Here is a 16,841-nt window from a genome sequence, read left to right on the forward strand (position 1 = left end):
CTATTGCTCTTGTAGGATCCTGCCACATCTTGCCGTTTGGTGATCAAGAAAGCGGCACGTATGATGCATCCCAAACTCCCGCAGATTAGAAGCCTATGTCCCTGATAGTTCTACTGCTTCTGCCATTCGTTGGCAGCTGTCTGGCGGCCTTGCTGCCGCACAACGCGCGTAACACCGAGTCCTTGCTGGCCGGCCTGGTGGCCTTGGTCGGCACCGTACAAGTCGCCCTGCTTTACCCCCAGATCGCCCACGGTGGCGTGATCCGTGAAGAATTCATGTGGTTGCCCAGCCTCGGGCTGAACTTCGTGCTGCGCCTGGATGGCTTCGCCTGGCTGTTCTCGATGCTGGTGCTGGGCATCGGTGCGCTGGTGTCGCTGTATGCGCGTTACTACATGTCGCCGGACGACCCGGTGCCGCGTTTCTTCGCGTTTTTCCTGGCGTTCATGGGCGCCATGCTCGGCCTGGTGATTTCCGGCAACCTGATCCAGATCGTGTTCTTCTGGGAACTGACCAGCCTGTTCTCGTTCCTGTTGATCGGCTATTGGCACCACCGCGCCGATGCGCGCCGTGGGGCCTATATGGCGCTGATGGTCACCGGCGCGGGCGGCTTGTGCCTGTTGGCGGGCGTGATGTTGCTGGGGCATATCGTCGGCAGCTATGACCTGGACCAGGTGCTGGCGGCGGGCGAGCAGATTCGCGCGCACTCGTTGTACCCGGCGATGCTCGCCCTGGTGCTGATCGGCGCCTTGAGCAAAAGCGCGCAGTTCCCCTTCCACTTCTGGCTGCCCCACGCCATGGCGGCGCCAACGCCGGTGTCGGCCTATCTGCATTCGGCCACGATGGTGAAGGCCGGCGTGTTCCTGCTGGCCCGCCTGTGGCCGTCGCTGTCGGGCAGCGAAGAATGGTTCTGGATCGTCGGCGGCGCCGGCGCCATCACCCTCCTCCTCGGCGCTTACTGCGCCATGTTTCAAAACGATCTCAAGGGCCTGCTGGCCTATTCCACCATCAGTCACCTGGGGCTGATCACCCTGCTGCTGGGCCTCAATAGCCCGCTGGCGGCTGTCGCGGCAGTGTTCCACATCCTCAACCACGCCACGTTCAAGGCCTCGCTGTTCATGGCGGCGGGCATCATCGACCACGAAAGCGGCACGCGGGATATCCGCAAGCTCAGTGGGTTGGTGCGCCTGATCCCGTTCACCGCGACCCTGGCGATGGTGGCCAGTGCCTCGATGGCCGGCGTGCCATTGCTCAATGGCTTCTTGTCCAAAGAGATGTTCTTCGCCGAAACGGTGTTTATCTCGGCGACAAAATGGGTGGAAATCACGCTGCCGTTGATCGCGACCATCGCCGGCACCTTCAGCGTGGCCTATGCGTTGCGGTTTACCGTAGATGTGTTCTTCGGTCCGCCTGCCACCGACTTGCCCCACACGCCCCACGAACCCCCGCGCTGGATGCGCGCGCCGGTTGAACTGTTGGTGTTCACCTGCCTGCTGGTGGGGATTTTCCCGGCCCAGATGGTCGGCTCGATCCTCGCCGCCGCCGCGTTGCCCGTGGTGGGCGGCGTGCTGCCCGAGTACAGCCTGGCGATCTGGCACGGCTGGAACGCGCCGTTGATCATGAGCCTGGTGGCCATGTGCGGCGGTGTGGTGCTGTACCTGATGCTGCGCAAACAACTCAAGCGTGGCCGCTTCGCCTACCCGCCCCTGGTCGGCTATTTCAACGGCAAGCGCGGCTTCGAGCGCTGCCTGGTGCTGATGATGCGCGGCGTGCGTCGCCTGGAAAAACGCATCAGCACCAAGCGCCTGCAAACCCAACTGTTCCTGCTGGTGATCGTGGCGGTGATCGGCGCCATGATCCCCATGCTCAACAGCGGCCTGAGCTGGGGCGACCGGCCGAAAATCCCCGGTTCCATCGTGTTCGTCACCCTGTGGTTGCTGGCGATTGCCTGCGCGCTGGGCGCCGCCTGGCAGGCCAAGTACCACCGGCTGGCGGCCCTGACCATGGTCAGCGTATGCGGCCTGATGACCTGCATTACCTTCGTGTGGTTCTCGGCGCCGGACCTGGCGCTGACCCAACTGGTGGTGGAAGTGGTGACCACCGTGCTGATCCTGCTCGGCCTGCGCTGGCTGCCACGGCGTATCGAAGAAGTCTCGCCGCTGCCCAGCTCGCTGCGCAAGGCGCGTATCCGGCGCCTGCGCGACTTTCTGCTGTCTACCGTGGTGGGCGGCGGCATGGCGCTGCTGTCTTACGCGATGCTGACCCGCCAGACGCCCAACGATATCTCCTCGTTCTACCTCAGCCGCGCGCTGCCCGAGGGCGGCGGCAGCAATGTGGTGAACGTGATGCTGGTGGACTTCCGCGGCTTCGACACCCTTGGCGAGATCACCGTGCTCGGCGCAGTGGCGCTGACCGTGTACGCGCTGCTGCGGCGCTTCCGCCCGTCGAAAGAAAGCATGGAGCTGCCGCCTCAACAGCGCCAGCTCGCGCCCGATGTCGCCACCGACCTGGTCAACCCGCGCCAGGCCAGCGACACCGCCCTGGGCTTCATGATGGTGCCGGCGGTGCTGGTACGCCTGCTGTTGCCGATCGCGCTGGTGGTGTCGTTCTACCTGTTCATGCGCGGCCATAACCAACCGGGCGGCGGCTTTGTCGCGGGGTTGGTGATGTCGGTGGCGTTCATCCTGCAATACATGGTGGCCGGTACGCAGTGGGTCGAGGCGCAGATGAGCCTGCGGCCGATGCGCTGGATGGGCTTCGGCCTGCTGTCGGCGACCCTCACCGGGCTTGGTGCGTTGTTCGCCGGGTACCCGTTCCTCACCACCCACACCTGGCACCTGAGCGTGCCGGTGCTGGGCGATATCCATGTCGCCAGCGCATTGTTTTTCGACGTCGGCGTATACGCCATGGTCGTCGGCTCGACCCTGCTGATGCTCACCGCCCTCGGTCACCAATCGGTGCGCGCGCACAAACCGAGCAACCAGCTCAAAGCCGTCGCCAACCCACAAGGAGCTGCCGCCTGATGGAAGAAGTCATTGCAATTGCTATTGGGGTGCTGGCAGCCTCCGGCGTCTGGCTGATCCTGCGGCCACGGACATTCCAGGTGGTGATGGGCCTGTGCTTGTTGTCCTACGGCGTCAACCTGTTCATTTTCAGCATGGGCAGCCTGTTTATCGGCAAGGAGCCGATCATCAAGGATGGCGTGCCCCAGGACCTGCTCAACTACACCGACCCCCTGCCCCAGGCACTGGTGCTCACGGCGATCGTGATCAGCTTCGCCATGACCGCGTTGTTCCTGGTGGTGCTGCTGGCCTCCCGGGGCCTGACCGGTACCGACCATGTGGATGGCCGGGAGCCCAAGGCATGAATTGGGTCAATCAACTGATCGTTGCGCCGATCCTGCTGCCCTTGCTGACCGCCGCGCTGATGCTGATGCTCGGCGAGAAACGCCGCCCGCTGAAGGCAAAAATCAACCTGGTCTCGAGCATGCTGGGGCTGGGCATCGCCGTGCTGCTGTTGTACTGGACGCAAAAAGGCGGCCCCGGCTCGATCGGCGTATACCTGCCGGGCAACTGGCAAGTGCCGTTCGGCATCGTGCTGGTGGTGGACCAACTGTCGGCGCTGATGCTGGTGCTGACCGGGATCATCGGCGTGAGCGCGCTGCTGTTCGCCATGGCCCGCTGGGACCGTGCCGGCACCAGTTTCCATGCGCTGTTCCAAGTGCAGATGATGGGCCTGTACGGCGCCTTCCTCACCGCTGATCTGTTCAATCTGTTCGTGTTTTTCGAGGTGCTGCTGGCGGCGTCCTACGGCTTGATGCTGCACGGTTCGGGCCGCGCGCGGGTGTCGTCGGGGCTGCATTACATCGCAATCAACCTGCTGGCGTCGTCGCTGTTCCTGATCGGCGCGGCGATGATCTACGGGGTCACCGGCACGCTGAACTTCGCTGACCTGGCGCTGAAAATCCCGCTGGTGCCGGAGGCCGATCGCGGCCTGTTGCACGCCGGTGCGGCGATCCTGGCCACCGCATTCCTGGCCAAGGCCGGTATGTGGCCGCTGAACTTCTGGCTGGCCCCGGCCTACTCCTCGGCCAGCGCGCCGGTGGCGGCGATGTTCGCGATCATGACCAAAGTGGGCGTGTATACCGTGCTGCGCTTGTGGACGCTGCTGTTCTCCGGCCAGGCCGGCGCTTCAGCGTTGTTTGGCGGTGACTGGCTGGTGTACGGCGGCATGGCTACGATTGTCTGCGCGGCGCTGGCAATGCTCGCGGCGCAGCGCCTGGAACGCATGGCGAGCCTGAGTATTCTGGTCTCGGCCGGCATCCTGCTGTCGGCGGTGGGCTTTGCCCAGCCGAGCCTGACGGCGGGGGCGCTGTTTTATCTGGTCAGCTCCACCCTGGCGCTGAGCGCGCTGTTCCTGCTGGCTGAATTGATCGAACGCTCGCGCTCGGCCAATGACCTGCCGCTGGATGAAGAGATCGATGCACTGCCCAAGGCCATGGAATCCCTGCATCCACGGCCCGGCGTCAACCTCGACGATGAACAGAAAGCCGTGGTCGGCCAGGTGATTCCCTGGACCATGGCGTTCCTGGGGTTGAGCTTTGTCGCTTGCGCGCTGCTGATCATCGGCATGCCGCCGCTGTCCGGGTTTATCGGCAAGCTCAGTTTGTTAAGCGCGCTGGTCAACCCGCTGGGCCTGGGCAATGCGCTGGATGAACCCATTCGCCCGGCGGCCTGGGGCCTGGTGGCGCTGTTGATCCTGTCTGGCCTGGCCTCGCTGATCGCCTTCGCACGGCTCGGCATCCAGCGCTTCTGGACACCCGAAGAGCGCCCATCGCCCCTGCTGCGCCGTTACGAATGTATACCGATCTTCCTGCTGCTGGGCCTGAGCATTGCGCTGACCTTCAAGGCCGAGCCCCTGATGCGCTACACCCTGGCCACCGCCAACAGCCTGAATAACCCTGAGCATTACGTAATGGCAGTGATGGCGACGCGTCCGGTCCTCAGCCCTGAAGCCAAGGCCGCGGCCCTGGAGGTGCAGCCATGAAACGCCTGTTTCCCGCGCCGTGGCTGTCGCTGGCGTTATTGGGCTTATGGCTGGTGCTGAACCTGTCCATCAGCCCCGGCAACCTGCTGCTCGGTGCGCTGCTGGGCGTGCTTGCGCCGTTGATGATGGCGCCACTGCGCCCGCAACCGATCAGCCTGCGCCGTCCCGGCGTGATCCTGCGCCTGTTCCTGCTGGTGGGCCGCGACGTAATTGTCTCCAACCTGCAAGTGGCCTGGGGCGTACTGACGTGCGGTTCACGCCCGCCGCGTTCGCGCTTTATCAAGATCCCCCTGGACCTGCGCAGCCCCAACGGCCTCGCGGCGCTGTCGATGATCACCACGGTGATCCCCGGCACAATCTGGTCCGAACTGGCGCTGGACCGCAGCATCCTGCTCCTGCACGTGTTCGACCTGGATGAGGAGGCGTCGTTTATCGCGCACTTCAAAGCCACCTATGAGCGGCCCCTGATGGAGATCTTCGAATGAGCGCCCTGCTCTCCAATGCGATCCTGTTCAGCCTGTTCCTGTTCAGCCTGGCGATGGTGCTGACCTTGATCCGCCTGTTCAAAGGCCCCTCGGCCCAGGACCGGGTACTGGCGCTGGACTATCTGTACATCCTGGCGATGCTGATGATGCTGGTGCTGGGCATTCGCTATGCCAGTGACACCTACTTTGAAGCGGCGCTGTTGATCGCGCTGTTCGGCTTCGTGGGCTCGTTCGCCCTGGCCAAATTCCTGCTGCGTGGGGAGGTGATTGAATGATGCCGTTATGGATGGAAATCGTCGTGGCCGTGCTGCTGGTGCTCAGTAGCGTGTTCGCGTTGATCGGAGCGATTGGCTTGCTGAGGATGAAAGACTTCTTCCAGCGCATGCACCCGCCAGCCCTGGCCTCAACCATTGGGGCGTGGTGCGTGGCGTTGGCCTCGATCATCTACTTTTCCGTGCTCAAGTCCGGGCCGGTGTTGCACGGCTGGTTGATCCCTATTCTGTTGTCGATCACCGTGCCGGTAACCACCTTGCTGCTGGCCCGCACCGCGCTGTTCCGCAAGCGCATGGCCGGTGATGACGTACCCGCCGAAGTCAGCAGCCGCCGCTGATTTAAAATGTGGGAGGGGGCTTGCTCCCGATAGCGGAGTGTCAGTCACAGATGTCTGACTGAACCACCGCTATCGGGAGCAAGCCCCCTCCCACATTTGATCGCTACTGGCAGGTAGAAAGCAGCCCGGCTGTAGATCTCATGGATACCACCAATCCCCTGTGGGAGATGTCGAGCTTTAGCGAGGCTTCGAAGACGGCGGCATTGTTGGCAGATGGGTTGGCTGACACACCACAATCAGTGAGCGCTCCCACGCGGAGCGTCACTAGTGACGCTCCGCGTGGTAATGCCGCCTGGCACGCTCCGCGTCCCGTCGAACAGCTCAGATCAAGCATGAGGCTCAGACGGAAATTTCCGACAGCGTTTTAGGGTTGTCGCTCGGAAGATGGCTGCCTAATCTTTGGTGGTCGCTGCAAATTCAGCGACCGGGTTTCGCAGCCCGGTTAAACTCTAGACGCACAGCGTCCACCTCAGATAGCGGGCGCTTTTTTTATGCCTGATGTTATGGCGGCTGTGCGCGGGATACCTTCGGGTATGCCGGGTGCCTAGAGTCCCGGTCTGCGAACCTGCGTACAGCTGCCACCCGGGTATCGTTTCGCAGCGATGGGTGGTGGCTCCAATACTCTAGGAGCTCCGCCATGATTAAAGACAGTCCGAATCCGCCGCTTGATTCATCCCAGTTTCAAGTTTCTGCTCATCAAGCGATTAACCATTATTTGAACCCATCTTCGAAACCAGAGCCGTCAGGTAACGGAACAGGTCTATTTGCTGTGCGCGAAGGATTAGATGCAGAAACCTTATTGATCAACGCTTCAGAGGACCTGGCGTCAGTTCAAGCGCTGGCAAATCATCTAGCTTTTGAGATCGACGGTAATCCGCGCAGCGTGGCTCTGGGAATTTGTCGAATGCTGGAAGGGATTCAGTTGATGGTGGAGAAAACACTAAACCTCAATGAAAGTAGACTTCAGAGATAAATCTGAGATCGAAGATTGGGCTAATCCATGGGAGGGGGCTTGCCCCGGATGGCGCTGGATCAGTGATCGCTCCCACGCTCTGCGTGGGAGCTCTGCCTGGGACGCTCCGCGTCCCGCCACCGACACGAGTCTCACGTCCTGCGCACTTGTGACGCAGAGCGTCACGGGATGCATTCCCACGCGGAGCATGGGAACGATCGCCCCGAACCAGTCGGGGCGTTTTTCGTTCAGCGTTTACCGATCAGGCCTGATCAGCCAACCGCCAAGTAGTCCCGCCCTTCCCGTCTTCCAACACCACACCCATCGCGGTCAGTTGGTCGCGGATACGGTCGGATTCCGCCCAGTCTTTATTGGTACGAGCCGCCAGACGCGCCTGGATCAACGCATCCACCTGCGCCGCATCCACACGCCCTTCGGCGCCGGCTTGCAGGAAGTCATCGGCCTCCATCTGCAACACGCCCAGCACGCTCGCCAGTTCTTTCAGACGAGCCGCCAGACCCGCCGCCGCGTCGACATCAGTCTCACGCAAACGGTTGATCTCACGCACCATCTCGAACAGCACCGCACAGGCTTCCGGCGTGCCGAAGTCGTCGTTCATCACTTCGGTAAACCGTGCCACAAACGCTTCGCCGCCGGCAGGGGGCACGGCAGGCAAGCCTTTCAACGCATGGTAGAACCGCTCCAAGGCGCCCTTGGCGTCCTTGAGGTTGTCTTCCGAGTAGTTGATGGCGCTGCGGTAGTGGCTGGACACCAGCAAATAACGCACAACCTCCGGGTGGTACTTTGCCAGCACGTCGCGGATGGTGAAGAAGTTGTTCAAGGACTTGGACATCTTCTCGCCATTGATGCGGATCATGCCGCAGTGCATCCAGGCGTTGGCGTAGGTCTTGCCGGTGGCCGCTTCGCTCTGGGCGATTTCGTTCTCGTGGTGCGGGAACTCCAGGTCGCTGCCGCCGCCATGAATGTCGAAGGTCTCGCCCAGGCAGCAGGTGGACATCACCGAGCATTCGATGTGCCAGCCCGGACGTCCGGCGCCCCACGGCGACTCCCAGCTCGGCTCGCCGGGCTTGGTGGCTTTCCACAGCACGAAGTCGAGCGGGTCCTGCTTGGCCTCGTCGACTTCGATGCGCGCGCCGATGCGCAGGTCTTCGATTTTCTTGCGCGACAGCTTGCCGTAGCCCATGAACTTGGCGACGCGGTAGTACACGTCGCCGTTGCCCGGGGCGTAGGCGTAACCCTTGTCGATCAGGGTCTGGATCATCGCGTGCATGCCAGGGATGTGGTCCGTGGCGCGCGGTTCCATGTCCGGCTTGAGGATATTGAGGCGCGCCTCGTCCTCATGCATGGCGGCGATCATGCGCTCGGTCAGCGCGTCGAACGCCTCGCCGTTTTCATTGGCGCGGTTGATGATCTTGTCGTCGATGTCGGTGATGTTGCGCACATAGGTCAAGTCGTAGCCGCTGAAACGCAACCAGCGGGTCACCAGGTCGAAGGCAACCATGCTGCGGCCATGGCCGATATGGCAGTAGTCGTACACGGTCATGCCGCACACGTACATGCGCACCTTGTTGCCATCCAGCGGCTTGAAGACTTCTTTGGTCTTGCTGAGTGTGTTGTAGATCGTTAGCACAACGGCTTCCTTAGAGAATCACTGGCCCCACGAATCACGCAAGGTCACGGTACGGTTGAATACCGGATGACCAGGTTTGGAGTCCTTGATATCCGCGCAGAAGTAACCTTCGCGCTCGAACTGGAACCGATCTTCCGGCTGTGCGTCGCCAAGCGATGGCTCGGCACGACAACCCGTGAGAACTTGCAGAGAATCTGGGTTGATGTTGTCGAGGAAGCTTGCGCTGTCTTCGGCTTTCTCAGGGTTCGGCGAGCGGAACAGCCGATCGTACAGGCGCACTTCGCACTCGATGCTGGCAGCGGCCGGGACCCAGTGGACCACGCCCTTGACCTTGCGGCCTTCGGGGTTCTTGCCCAGGGTGTCCGGGTCGTACGAGCAGCGCAGTTCGACGATGTTGCCATCGGCGTCCTTGATGGCCTCATCGGCACGGATCACGTAGCTGCCGCGCAGGCGCACTTCGCCGTTGGGTTCCAGGCGTTTGTAGCCCTTTGGCGGCTCTTCCATGAAGTCATCGCGGTCGATGTAGATTTCACGGGCGAATGGCAACTTGCGCACGCCCAGCTCTTCTTTCTGCGGATGACGCGGCAGTTCGAGGTTTTCGACCTGGTCTTGCGGGTAGTTGGTAATCACGACCTTCAACGGACGCAACACGCACATGGCACGCGGGGCATTGGCGTCGAGGTCCTGGCGGATGCTGAACTCGAGCATGCCGAAGTCGACCACGCCGTCGGAACGGTTGGTGCCGACCATCTCGCAGAAATTGCGGATCGACGCCGGGGTGTAGCCGCGACGGCGAAAGCCAGACAACGTCGACATGCGCGGGTCGTCCCAGCCAAATACGTGCTTTTCATCCACCAGTTGCTTGAGCTTGCGCTTGCTGGTGATGGTGTAGTTCAGGTTCAGGCGGCTGAACTCGTACTGGCGCGGCTGTGCCGGCACCGGAAGGTTGCTCAGGAACCACTCGTACAGCGGACGGTGGCTTTCGAACTCCAGGGTGCAGATGGAGTGAGTGATGCCTTCGATGGCGTCCGACTGACCGTGGGTGAAGTCATAGTTGGGGTAGATGCACCACTTGTCACCGGTCTGGTGGTGGTGGGCATGGCGGATGCGGTACATGATCGGGTCGCGCAGGTTCATGTTCGGCGAGGCCATGTCGATCTTGGCGCGCAGCACGCGGGCGCCGTCCGGGAACTCACCGGCGCGCATGCGGGCAAACCAGTCGAGGTTCTCTTCTACCGAACGGTCGCGGAACGGGCTGTTCTTGCCCGGCTCGGTCAGGGTGCCGCGGTATTCCTTGGCCTGTTCCGGGCTCAGGTCGTCGACGTAGGCCTTGCCGGCCTTGATCAGCTCGATGGCCCAGTCGTGCAACTGGTCGAAATATTGCGAGGCATAGCGCACTTCACCGGACCATTCGAAACCGAGCCACTTCACGTCGCTTTCGATGGCGTCGATGTATTCCTGGTCTTCCTTGGCCGGGTTGGTGTCGTCGAAACGCAGGTGGGTGACGCCGCCGAATTCCTGGGCCAGGCCGAAGTTCACACAGATCGACTTGGCGTGACCGATGTGCAGGTAGCCGTTGGGCTCTGGCGGGAAACGGGTGACGATCTGCGTGTGCTTGCCCGAATCCAGGTCCGCCTGGATGATCGGGCGCAGGAAATTGACCGGGACGGCAGGTCCGGCCTTGGAATTCGAGGTAGGGTCGACAGTGGGCTTGCTCATAGGATCCTTGAACAGACAGGTTCGTGGCCGGGTGAGGCCAGATAAAACAAAGGGCTTATCATAGCCGAACCTGTCAACCGCCTGACAGAGCGCGGTCAAAAACTGCTGCTTTAATTGTCTTGGCGGTAAAAAACCACCTCGAAATTCCTGCAGGGCACGCTAAACTGCGCGACTTGGCCGCCGTTTAGCCAGGCAGGTAAAGCGTTTATTCGCCCAACCCCACGAATTCCCTGAAAAGAGTAGTGAACATGACTCAAGTCAAACTGACCACCAACCACGGTGACATCGTCATCGAGCTGAACGCCGAGAAAGCGCCGATCACCGTCGCCAACTTCATCGAGTACGTCAAAGCCGGCCACTACGAAAACACCGTTTTCCACCGTGTCATCGGCAACTTCATGATCCAGGGCGGCGGTTTCGAGCCCGGCATGAAAGAGAAGAAAGACAAGCGTCCAAGCATCCAGAACGAAGCGGACAACGGCCTTTCCAACGACAAGTACACCGTCGCCATGGCCCGTACCATGGAGCCGCATTCGGCCTCCGCGCAGTTCTTCATCAACGTGGCCGACAACGCCTTCCTCAACCACAGCGGCAAGAACGTGCAGGGTTGGGGTTACGCGGTGTTCGGTAAAGTCACCGCAGGCACCGACGTTGTCGACAAGATCAAAGGCGTGTCCACCACGTCCAAGGCCGGCCACCAGGACGTTCCAGCCGAAGACGTGATCCTCGAGAAAGCCGAGATCATCGAAGCGTGATATTGCTGATTTCAGATTTGCATCTGGAAGAGGAGCGCCCGGACATCACCCGGGCGTTTCTGGATCTGCTCCACGGCCGCGCCCGTGGCGCCCAGGCGTTGTACATTCTGGGCGACTTCTTCGAAGCCTGGATTGGCGACGATGGGATTACACCGTTCCAGCGCTCGATCTGCGCCGCACTGCGCGAACTGAGCGACAGCGGCACCCCGATTTTCATCATGCACGGCAACCGCGATTTCCTGATCGGCAAGGCGTTCTGCAAAGCGGCAGGCGCAACGCTGCTCAAGGACCCGAGTGTCGTGCAGCTCGCCGGCGAACCCGTGCTGCTGATGCACGGCGACAGCCTCTGCACCCGCGACCTCGGCTATATGAAGCTGCGGCGCATCCTGCGCAACCCGATGGTGCTGTTCATCCTGCGCCACCTGCCCCTGCGCACCCGCCACCGGCTGGCACGCAAGCTGCGCAGTGAAAGCCGGGCGCAAACGCGCATGAAGGCCAACGACATTGTCGATGTGACCCCCGAGGAAGTGCCACGGGTCATGCAACACTTTGGCGTACGCACCCTCGTTCACGGCCACACCCACCGCCCCGCCATTCATAAGCTGCAGATTGGTGACCAGGCGGCCAGGCGCATTGTGCTGGGGGATTGGGACAAGCAAGGGTGGGCGCTGCAGGTGGATGAGCAGGGCTTTCAACTGGCGGCGTTTGACTTCGTCAACCCGCAGTTGGCATTGCCCGGCGCCTAAACTTCAAACACCACCTATTGAATGTAAACAGAGATCAAAATGTGGGAGGGGGCTTGCTCCCGATAGCAGCGGGTCAGTCAGCCAATCTGTAACTGACCCACCGCTATCGGGAGCAAGCCCCCTCCCACATTGGATTGCATTCCAACCTCCGCGGGTCAGTGCCCGGACGCCTCCGGCCCGGCCTTGGCGCCAAACGGCGGTTTGGCCAGCCACACCAACAGCATCAACCCCACGAAGACCCACCCCATCAACGTGAAGTAATCCACGGTAGACATCATGTACGCCTGGCTGGTGAGAATCTGGTCCAGTTGCGCATAGGCCTTGTGCCCTGCCCCACCCAGCGCCTGCACGGCATCGCGCGTGGTCGAGTCATAGACGGTCATGTTCTCGCTCATGTAGGCATGGTGCTGGTCGGCGCGGCGAATCCAGATCCAGGTGGTGAGCGACGCCGCGAAGCTGCCGCCCAGGGTCCGCAGGAAGGTCGCCAGACCGGCGCCGTCGGCAATCTGCTGCGGCGGCAGGTCGGACATCAGGATGCTCAAGGTCGGCATGAAGAACAGCGCCACGCCGATACCCATGAACAACTGCACCAGGGCGATGTGCTGGAAATCCACCTCGTTGGTGAAGCTCGCACGCATGAAACAGCTCAAGCCCATCGCCAGGAATGACAGCCCCGCCAGCAGGCGCAGGTCGAACTTGTGCGCGTACTTGCCCACGAACGGCGACATCAGCACCGGCAGAATACCGATCGGCGCCACCGCCAAGCCGGCCCAGGTGGCGGTGTAGCCCATCTGGGTCTGCAGCCATTGCGGCAGGATCAGGTTGATGCCGAAGAAACCCGCATAGCCGCCGACCAACACAATGGTGCCGATACGGAAGTTGCGGTAGGCAAACAAGCGCAGGTTGACCACCGGGTGCTTGTCGGTCATTTCCCAGATGACGAATACCGCCAGGGCGATCACCGAAATGGCCGCACCGATGATGATGAAGTTGGACTCGAACCAATCCAGGTCATTGCCCTTGTCGAGGATGATCTGCAAGGCGCCGACGCCGACGATCAGGCTGAGCAGCCCGACGTAATCCATCGGTTGGTGGCTGGTCTGCACCGGGCGTTTCTTGAGCTGCGCACGCACCACCATCACCGCAAAGATGCCGATGGGCACGTTGATGAAGAAGATCCATGGCCAACTGTAGCTGTCGGTGATCCAGCCGCCGAGGATCGGCCCGGCAATCGGCGCCACCACCGTGACCATCGCCAACAGGGCCAGGGCCATGCCGCGCTTGGCCGGCGGGTACACCGCAATCAGCAAGGTTTGCGTCATCGGGTACAGCGGCCCGGCAACCAGGCCCTGCAGCACGCGAAAGCCGATCAACTCGGGCATCGAGGTGGAAATACCGCACAGGAACGACGCCAGCACGAACAGCAGGGTCGCCCACAGAAACAGCTTCACCTCGCCGAAGCGCCGGCTCAACCAACCGGTGAGCGGCAAGGCAATGGCGTTGCTCACCGCAAACGAGGTAATGACCCAGGTGCCCTGCTCCGAACTCACGCCCAGGTTGCCGGAAATGGTCGGCAACGCCACGTTGGCGATGGTGGTGTCGAGCACCTGCATGAAGGTCGCCAGCGACAGCCCGATGGTGGCCATCACCAGGCTGGGCGGCGTGAACGAGGCGTTATTGCTCATCAGCGTTGCGCAGCCTTGGGAGCGGCGACGCTGTTGTCATGGATCAACTGGTTGATCATGGCATCGGCTTCGGCCAATTGGCGGTCATACACGTTGGTGGTGAACGACGCCTTCTGCGGCGCCTGTTGCGCCAGCACCGGGCCGCTCTGGTCGTGCAGGTCTACATTGACCACAGTGCTCAAGCCGACCCGCAACGGGTGCTTGGCCAGCTCTTCGGCGTTGATATGGATGCGCACCGGCACCCGCTGCACGATCTTGATCCAGTTGCCGGTGGCGTTCTGCGCGGGCAGCAAGGCAAACGCGCTGCCAGTGCCGGCGCCCAGGCTGTCGACGGTGCCGCTGTACTTCACATCGCTGCCGTAAATGTCCGATTCGATATCCACCGGCTGGCCGATGCGCATATCACGCAGCTGGGTTTCCTTGAAGTTGGCATCGATCCACAGCTGGTCCAGCGGAATCACCGCCATCAGCGCGGTACCCGGTTGCACGCGCTGGCCCAGTTGCACGGTGCGCTTGGCCACATAGCCTGTGACCGGTGCGATCAAGGTGCTGCGCGCATTGGCCAGGTACGCCTGGCGCAGTTGCGCGGCGGCGGCCTGCACATCCGGGTGGGACGAAATCACCGTGTCATCCACCAGGGCATTGCTGGTTTTGAGTTGCTGCTCAAGGTTGGTCAAGGCGTTTTTGGCGGCGGTCAGGCTGTCACGGGCGTGGGACAATTCTTCCTGGGAGATCGCCCCGCCCTGGGCCAGGGTCTTACGCCGGTTGTAGTTGTCCTGGGCGGTCTGCACGTCAGCTTTCTGCGCGTTGACCTGGGCTTTCATCCCATCGACATTGCTGTACAAGCCGCGGACCTGGCGCACGGTGCGGGCCAGGTTGGCCTGGGCACTTTGCAGGCCGACGGCGGCGTCGTTGGGGTCGAAGTTGACCAGCACCTGGCCTTCATGGACCAGGTCGCCATCATCGGCACCAATGCTGATCACGGTGCCGGTGACCAGCGGGGTGATTTCCACCACGTTGCCATTCACATAGGCGTCATCGGTGCTTTCGTTGAAGCGCCCGTAGAACTCGTACCAGGCCCAGACGCCAATGACACCGAGGATGACGATCAGCGCCAGGCCGATCAGCATGACTTTGCGTTTGCGCGGGTTGTTGTCTTTGGTTTGTTCGGGTGCGGTGTTGCTGTCGGCAGTGGCCATGACAAATACCTCAAATTATTCCGTGCGGTTGGCTGGGGTGGTCGCGGCCACGTTGCTGGCGTTGAACCCGCCACCCAGGGCCTGCATCAATTGAATCGACAGATCGATCTGCGCAGCATTCAAGGTCGCCAACTGACGCTGGGCCTGCAGCAATTGCTGCTCGATGCTGAGCACATCCAGATAGTTACCGATGCCGGAGCTGTAGCGTTGCACCCCGGTGTCATAAGACTGCTGGGCGATATCCGCGGCGTGTTGCTGCGCCTGGATCTGCCGCCCGGTATCGCGCAGTTGCGACAGGGTGGTGCCGATGTCGCCCAAGGCTTGCACCAAGGTTTTGTTGTACTGGGCCACGGCCAGGTCGTAATCGGCGTCGCGGGCGTCGAGGTCGGCGCGCAGGCGGCCACCGTCGAAGATCGGCAGCGATATCGTCGGCGCGATATTGAAGAAGCGACTGGCCGAACCGAACATGGCGTCGCCCAACAACGATTCGGCGCCGGCGCTCGCGCTCAGGTTGAGGTTGGGGTAGAAACGGGTCTTGCTGGCGGTGATGTCCTTGCTCGCAGCTTCCACCCGCCAGCGCGCGGCGACCAGGTCCGGGCGCCGGCCGAGCAGCTCGGCGGGCAACACCGATGGCACCGCGACCGCCGTAGGTTTCAGTACATTCGGGCGCGCCAGTTCGTTGCCACGGTCCGGGCCTTTGCCGAGCAGCACAGCCAGGGCGATCTTGGCGCTTTGCAGTTGTTTTTCCGCATCGATCAACTGCGACTGGGAGCTGGCTTCCAGGCTTTCGGTTTGCTGGTATTGGTATTCGCTGTCGATGCCGGAACTCAGGCGGCGCTTGCTCAGGTCGAGCATCTGGCGGGTGCGCTTGAGGTCGTCGGCAGCCAGGTCACGCACGATATGCGCCTGGCCCAGATCGCTGTAGGCCTTGGCCACGTTGGCGGCCAGGGTCAGGCGCGCGGCCTGCTGGTCGACTTCGGCGGCGCGGGCCTGGCCCAGGGCGGCTTCCCAGGCGGCGCGCTGGCCGCCCCACAGGTCGAAGTTGTAATTGAAGCTGGCGCCGATGTTGCGCACCGTCGAATAGGCATCGCCCTCCCCGCGCGGGTCCTGGTCCTTGGCCAGCCGCGAACGACTGACACCGGCGCTGGCATCCACGGTGGGCATGCGCGCGGCGTTGGCGGCATAGGCCGCAGCTTCGGCCTGGTGCGCACGGGCACTGGCGACCTGCATATCGGGGCTGTGTTGCAGGGCTTCCTGGATCAGGCCGTCGAGCTGTGGGTCGCCGAGGCTTTTCCACCAGTCGGCGGCCGGCCAGGCGGCGCTGGACAGGCTGACACCGCTCAGGGATTTGCCGGTTTGCAAGCTATTGGCGTCGAGGCGTTTGCCTTGGGTATCAAGGCCGCTGTAGTTGGCACAACCGGCCAACGTCATCGCCATCAGCACCAGGCTGAATGCGCGTGTGTTCATCATTGTCCTACCCGCTGAAGGGTGATGGGATCACCCGCAGCTATCAGAATTTTCTTGAGGATCCGCTCCAAGGTTTCCAGCTCGCCCGCCTCAAGCACACCGGCCAGTTGGTTAAGGGCCTGGGCACCGATCTGCGGCAGCATGTCTGCCAGGCGCTGGCCGTCGGCGGTGAGCACCAACTGCACCTGGCGGCGGTCCAGGTCGGAACGCTTGCGGCTGAGCAGCTTTTTCTGCTCCAGCCGGTCGAGCATGCGCGTCATCGAGCCGCTGTCCAGGGACAGGTTGCGACATAGCTCAGCCGGTGTGTCGACACCGAACTGGGCCATGATGATCAACACCTTGAACTGCGCGGCGGTAATGCCATGGGGTTCCATATGGGTGTCGATGATGCGGTCCTTGAGGATCGCAGCGCGGCCCAGCAACAGCCCGAGATGGCAGTTGTGGAAGTTTTCAGGGGTGAAATGCGGCATCGGAAGTCACCTTATTACTGCCTAGGCAGTGAATGTGTGACGAGATATTACTGCTTAGG

Annotated in this window: 15 protein-coding genes; 9 read left to right on the forward strand and 6 right to left on the reverse strand. The window is 62.0% G+C overall.

Features of this window, described 5'->3' with window-relative positions; all coding sequences use genetic code 11:
* Positions 1 to 95 precede the first annotated feature (95 nt).
* The 7 genes from C4J93_RS16270 to C4J93_RS16300 all read left to right on the forward strand — a co-directional run bounded on the left by C4J93_RS16270 (position 96) and on the right by C4J93_RS16300 (position 7,111).
* Positions 96 to 3,020: a monovalent cation/H+ antiporter subunit A gene (locus tag C4J93_RS16270; protein ID WP_124429919.1), complete on the forward strand. Its 2,925-nt coding sequence runs from the start codon at positions 96 to 98 to the stop codon at positions 3,018 to 3,020.
* Positions 3,020 to 3,364 carry a Na+/H+ antiporter subunit C gene (locus C4J93_RS16275; RefSeq protein WP_124363330.1) on the forward strand — a complete coding sequence of 115 codons (345 nt, stop codon included), beginning with the start codon at positions 3,020 to 3,022 and terminating at the stop codon, positions 3,362 to 3,364. The genes C4J93_RS16270 and C4J93_RS16275 overlap by 1 nt, the downstream gene beginning before the upstream one ends.
* The gene (locus C4J93_RS16280) at positions 3,361 to 5,043 is read left to right on the forward strand and encodes a monovalent cation/H+ antiporter subunit D (RefSeq protein WP_124410251.1); all 1,683 of its coding nucleotides are present in this window, start codon (positions 3,361 to 3,363) and stop codon (positions 5,041 to 5,043) included. The genes C4J93_RS16275 and C4J93_RS16280 overlap by 4 nt, the downstream gene beginning before the upstream one ends.
* Entirely contained in the window at positions 5,040 to 5,528 is a 489-nt protein-coding gene (locus tag C4J93_RS16285) for a Na+/H+ antiporter subunit E (protein WP_124429920.1), read from the forward strand. Before C4J93_RS16280 ends, C4J93_RS16285 begins: the two co-directional genes overlap by 4 nt.
* Complete coding sequence (locus tag C4J93_RS16290) at positions 5,525 to 5,803, forward strand: K+/H+ antiporter subunit F (RefSeq protein ID WP_005789171.1); 279 nt, start codon at positions 5,525 to 5,527, stop codon at positions 5,801 to 5,803. Before C4J93_RS16285 ends, C4J93_RS16290 begins: the two co-directional genes overlap by 4 nt.
* Positions 5,800 to 6,138: a Na+/H+ antiporter subunit G gene (locus C4J93_RS16295; RefSeq protein ID WP_124367455.1), complete on the forward strand. Its 339-nt coding sequence runs from the start codon at positions 5,800 to 5,802 to the stop codon at positions 6,136 to 6,138. Before C4J93_RS16290 ends, C4J93_RS16295 begins: the two co-directional genes overlap by 4 nt.
* 637 nt (positions 6,139 to 6,775) lie before the next feature.
* Positions 6,776 to 7,111: a DUF6124 family protein gene (locus C4J93_RS16300; RefSeq protein WP_124371107.1), complete on the forward strand. Its 336-nt coding sequence runs from the start codon at positions 6,776 to 6,778 to the stop codon at positions 7,109 to 7,111.
* A 241-nt stretch (positions 7,112 to 7,352) separates the two neighbouring features.
* Here C4J93_RS16300 and cysS read toward each other — a convergent pair whose 3' ends face one another.
* Together cysS and C4J93_RS16310 are read right to left on the reverse strand one after the other, a co-directional pair.
* On the reverse strand, positions 7,353 to 8,741 hold the full coding sequence (gene cysS / locus C4J93_RS16305; RefSeq protein ID WP_124429921.1) for a cysteine--tRNA ligase: 1,389 nt from the start codon (positions 8,739 to 8,741) through the stop codon (positions 7,353 to 7,355).
* Between the two features lie 18 nt (positions 8,742 to 8,759).
* Positions 8,760 to 10,460 (reverse strand): glutamine--tRNA ligase/YqeY domain fusion protein, encoded by a 1,701-nt coding sequence (locus C4J93_RS16310; protein WP_124429922.1) that lies wholly within the window; start codon positions 10,458 to 10,460, stop codon positions 8,760 to 8,762.
* 248 nt (positions 10,461 to 10,708) lie between these two features.
* Between C4J93_RS16310 and C4J93_RS16315 the strand changes: the two genes are divergently transcribed.
* A complete protein-coding gene (locus C4J93_RS16315; RefSeq protein ID WP_124429923.1) occupies positions 10,709 to 11,215 on the forward strand; it encodes a peptidylprolyl isomerase in 507 nt (168 codons plus the stop codon).
* Positions 11,212 to 11,961: a UDP-2,3-diacylglucosamine diphosphatase gene (gene lpxH / locus C4J93_RS16320; protein ID WP_124429924.1), complete on the forward strand. Its 750-nt coding sequence runs from the start codon at positions 11,212 to 11,214 to the stop codon at positions 11,959 to 11,961. The genes C4J93_RS16315 and lpxH overlap by 4 nt, the downstream gene beginning before the upstream one ends.
* 155 nt (positions 11,962 to 12,116) lie before the next feature.
* Here lpxH and C4J93_RS16325 read toward each other — a convergent pair whose 3' ends face one another.
* The 4 genes from C4J93_RS16325 to C4J93_RS16340 are packed head-to-tail and all read right to left on the reverse strand — an operon-like array spanning position 12,117 to position 16,782.
* Complete coding sequence (locus tag C4J93_RS16325; protein ID WP_124367467.1) at positions 12,117 to 13,646, reverse strand: DHA2 family efflux MFS transporter permease subunit; 1,530 nt, start codon at positions 13,644 to 13,646, stop codon at positions 12,117 to 12,119.
* The gene (locus tag C4J93_RS16330; RefSeq protein ID WP_124429925.1) at positions 13,646 to 14,845 is read right to left on the reverse strand and encodes an efflux RND transporter periplasmic adaptor subunit; all 1,200 of its coding nucleotides are present in this window, start codon (positions 14,843 to 14,845) and stop codon (positions 13,646 to 13,648) included. Before C4J93_RS16330 ends, C4J93_RS16325 begins: the two co-directional genes overlap by 1 nt.
* Before the next feature lie 15 nt (positions 14,846 to 14,860).
* Positions 14,861 to 16,312, reverse strand: coding sequence for an efflux transporter outer membrane subunit (locus C4J93_RS16335; protein ID WP_124429926.1), 1,452 nt, complete (start codon positions 16,310 to 16,312; stop codon positions 14,861 to 14,863).
* On the reverse strand, positions 16,312 to 16,782 hold the full coding sequence (locus C4J93_RS16340; RefSeq protein ID WP_124371113.1) for a MarR family winged helix-turn-helix transcriptional regulator: 471 nt from the start codon (positions 16,780 to 16,782) through the stop codon (positions 16,312 to 16,314). Before C4J93_RS16340 ends, C4J93_RS16335 begins: the two co-directional genes overlap by 1 nt.
* Between the last annotated feature and the right edge of the window lie 59 nt (positions 16,783 to 16,841).

The organism is Pseudomonas sp. R2-37-08W (assembly GCF_003851705.1).
Lineage (GTDB): Bacteria > Pseudomonadota > Gammaproteobacteria > Pseudomonadales > Pseudomonadaceae > Aquipseudomonas.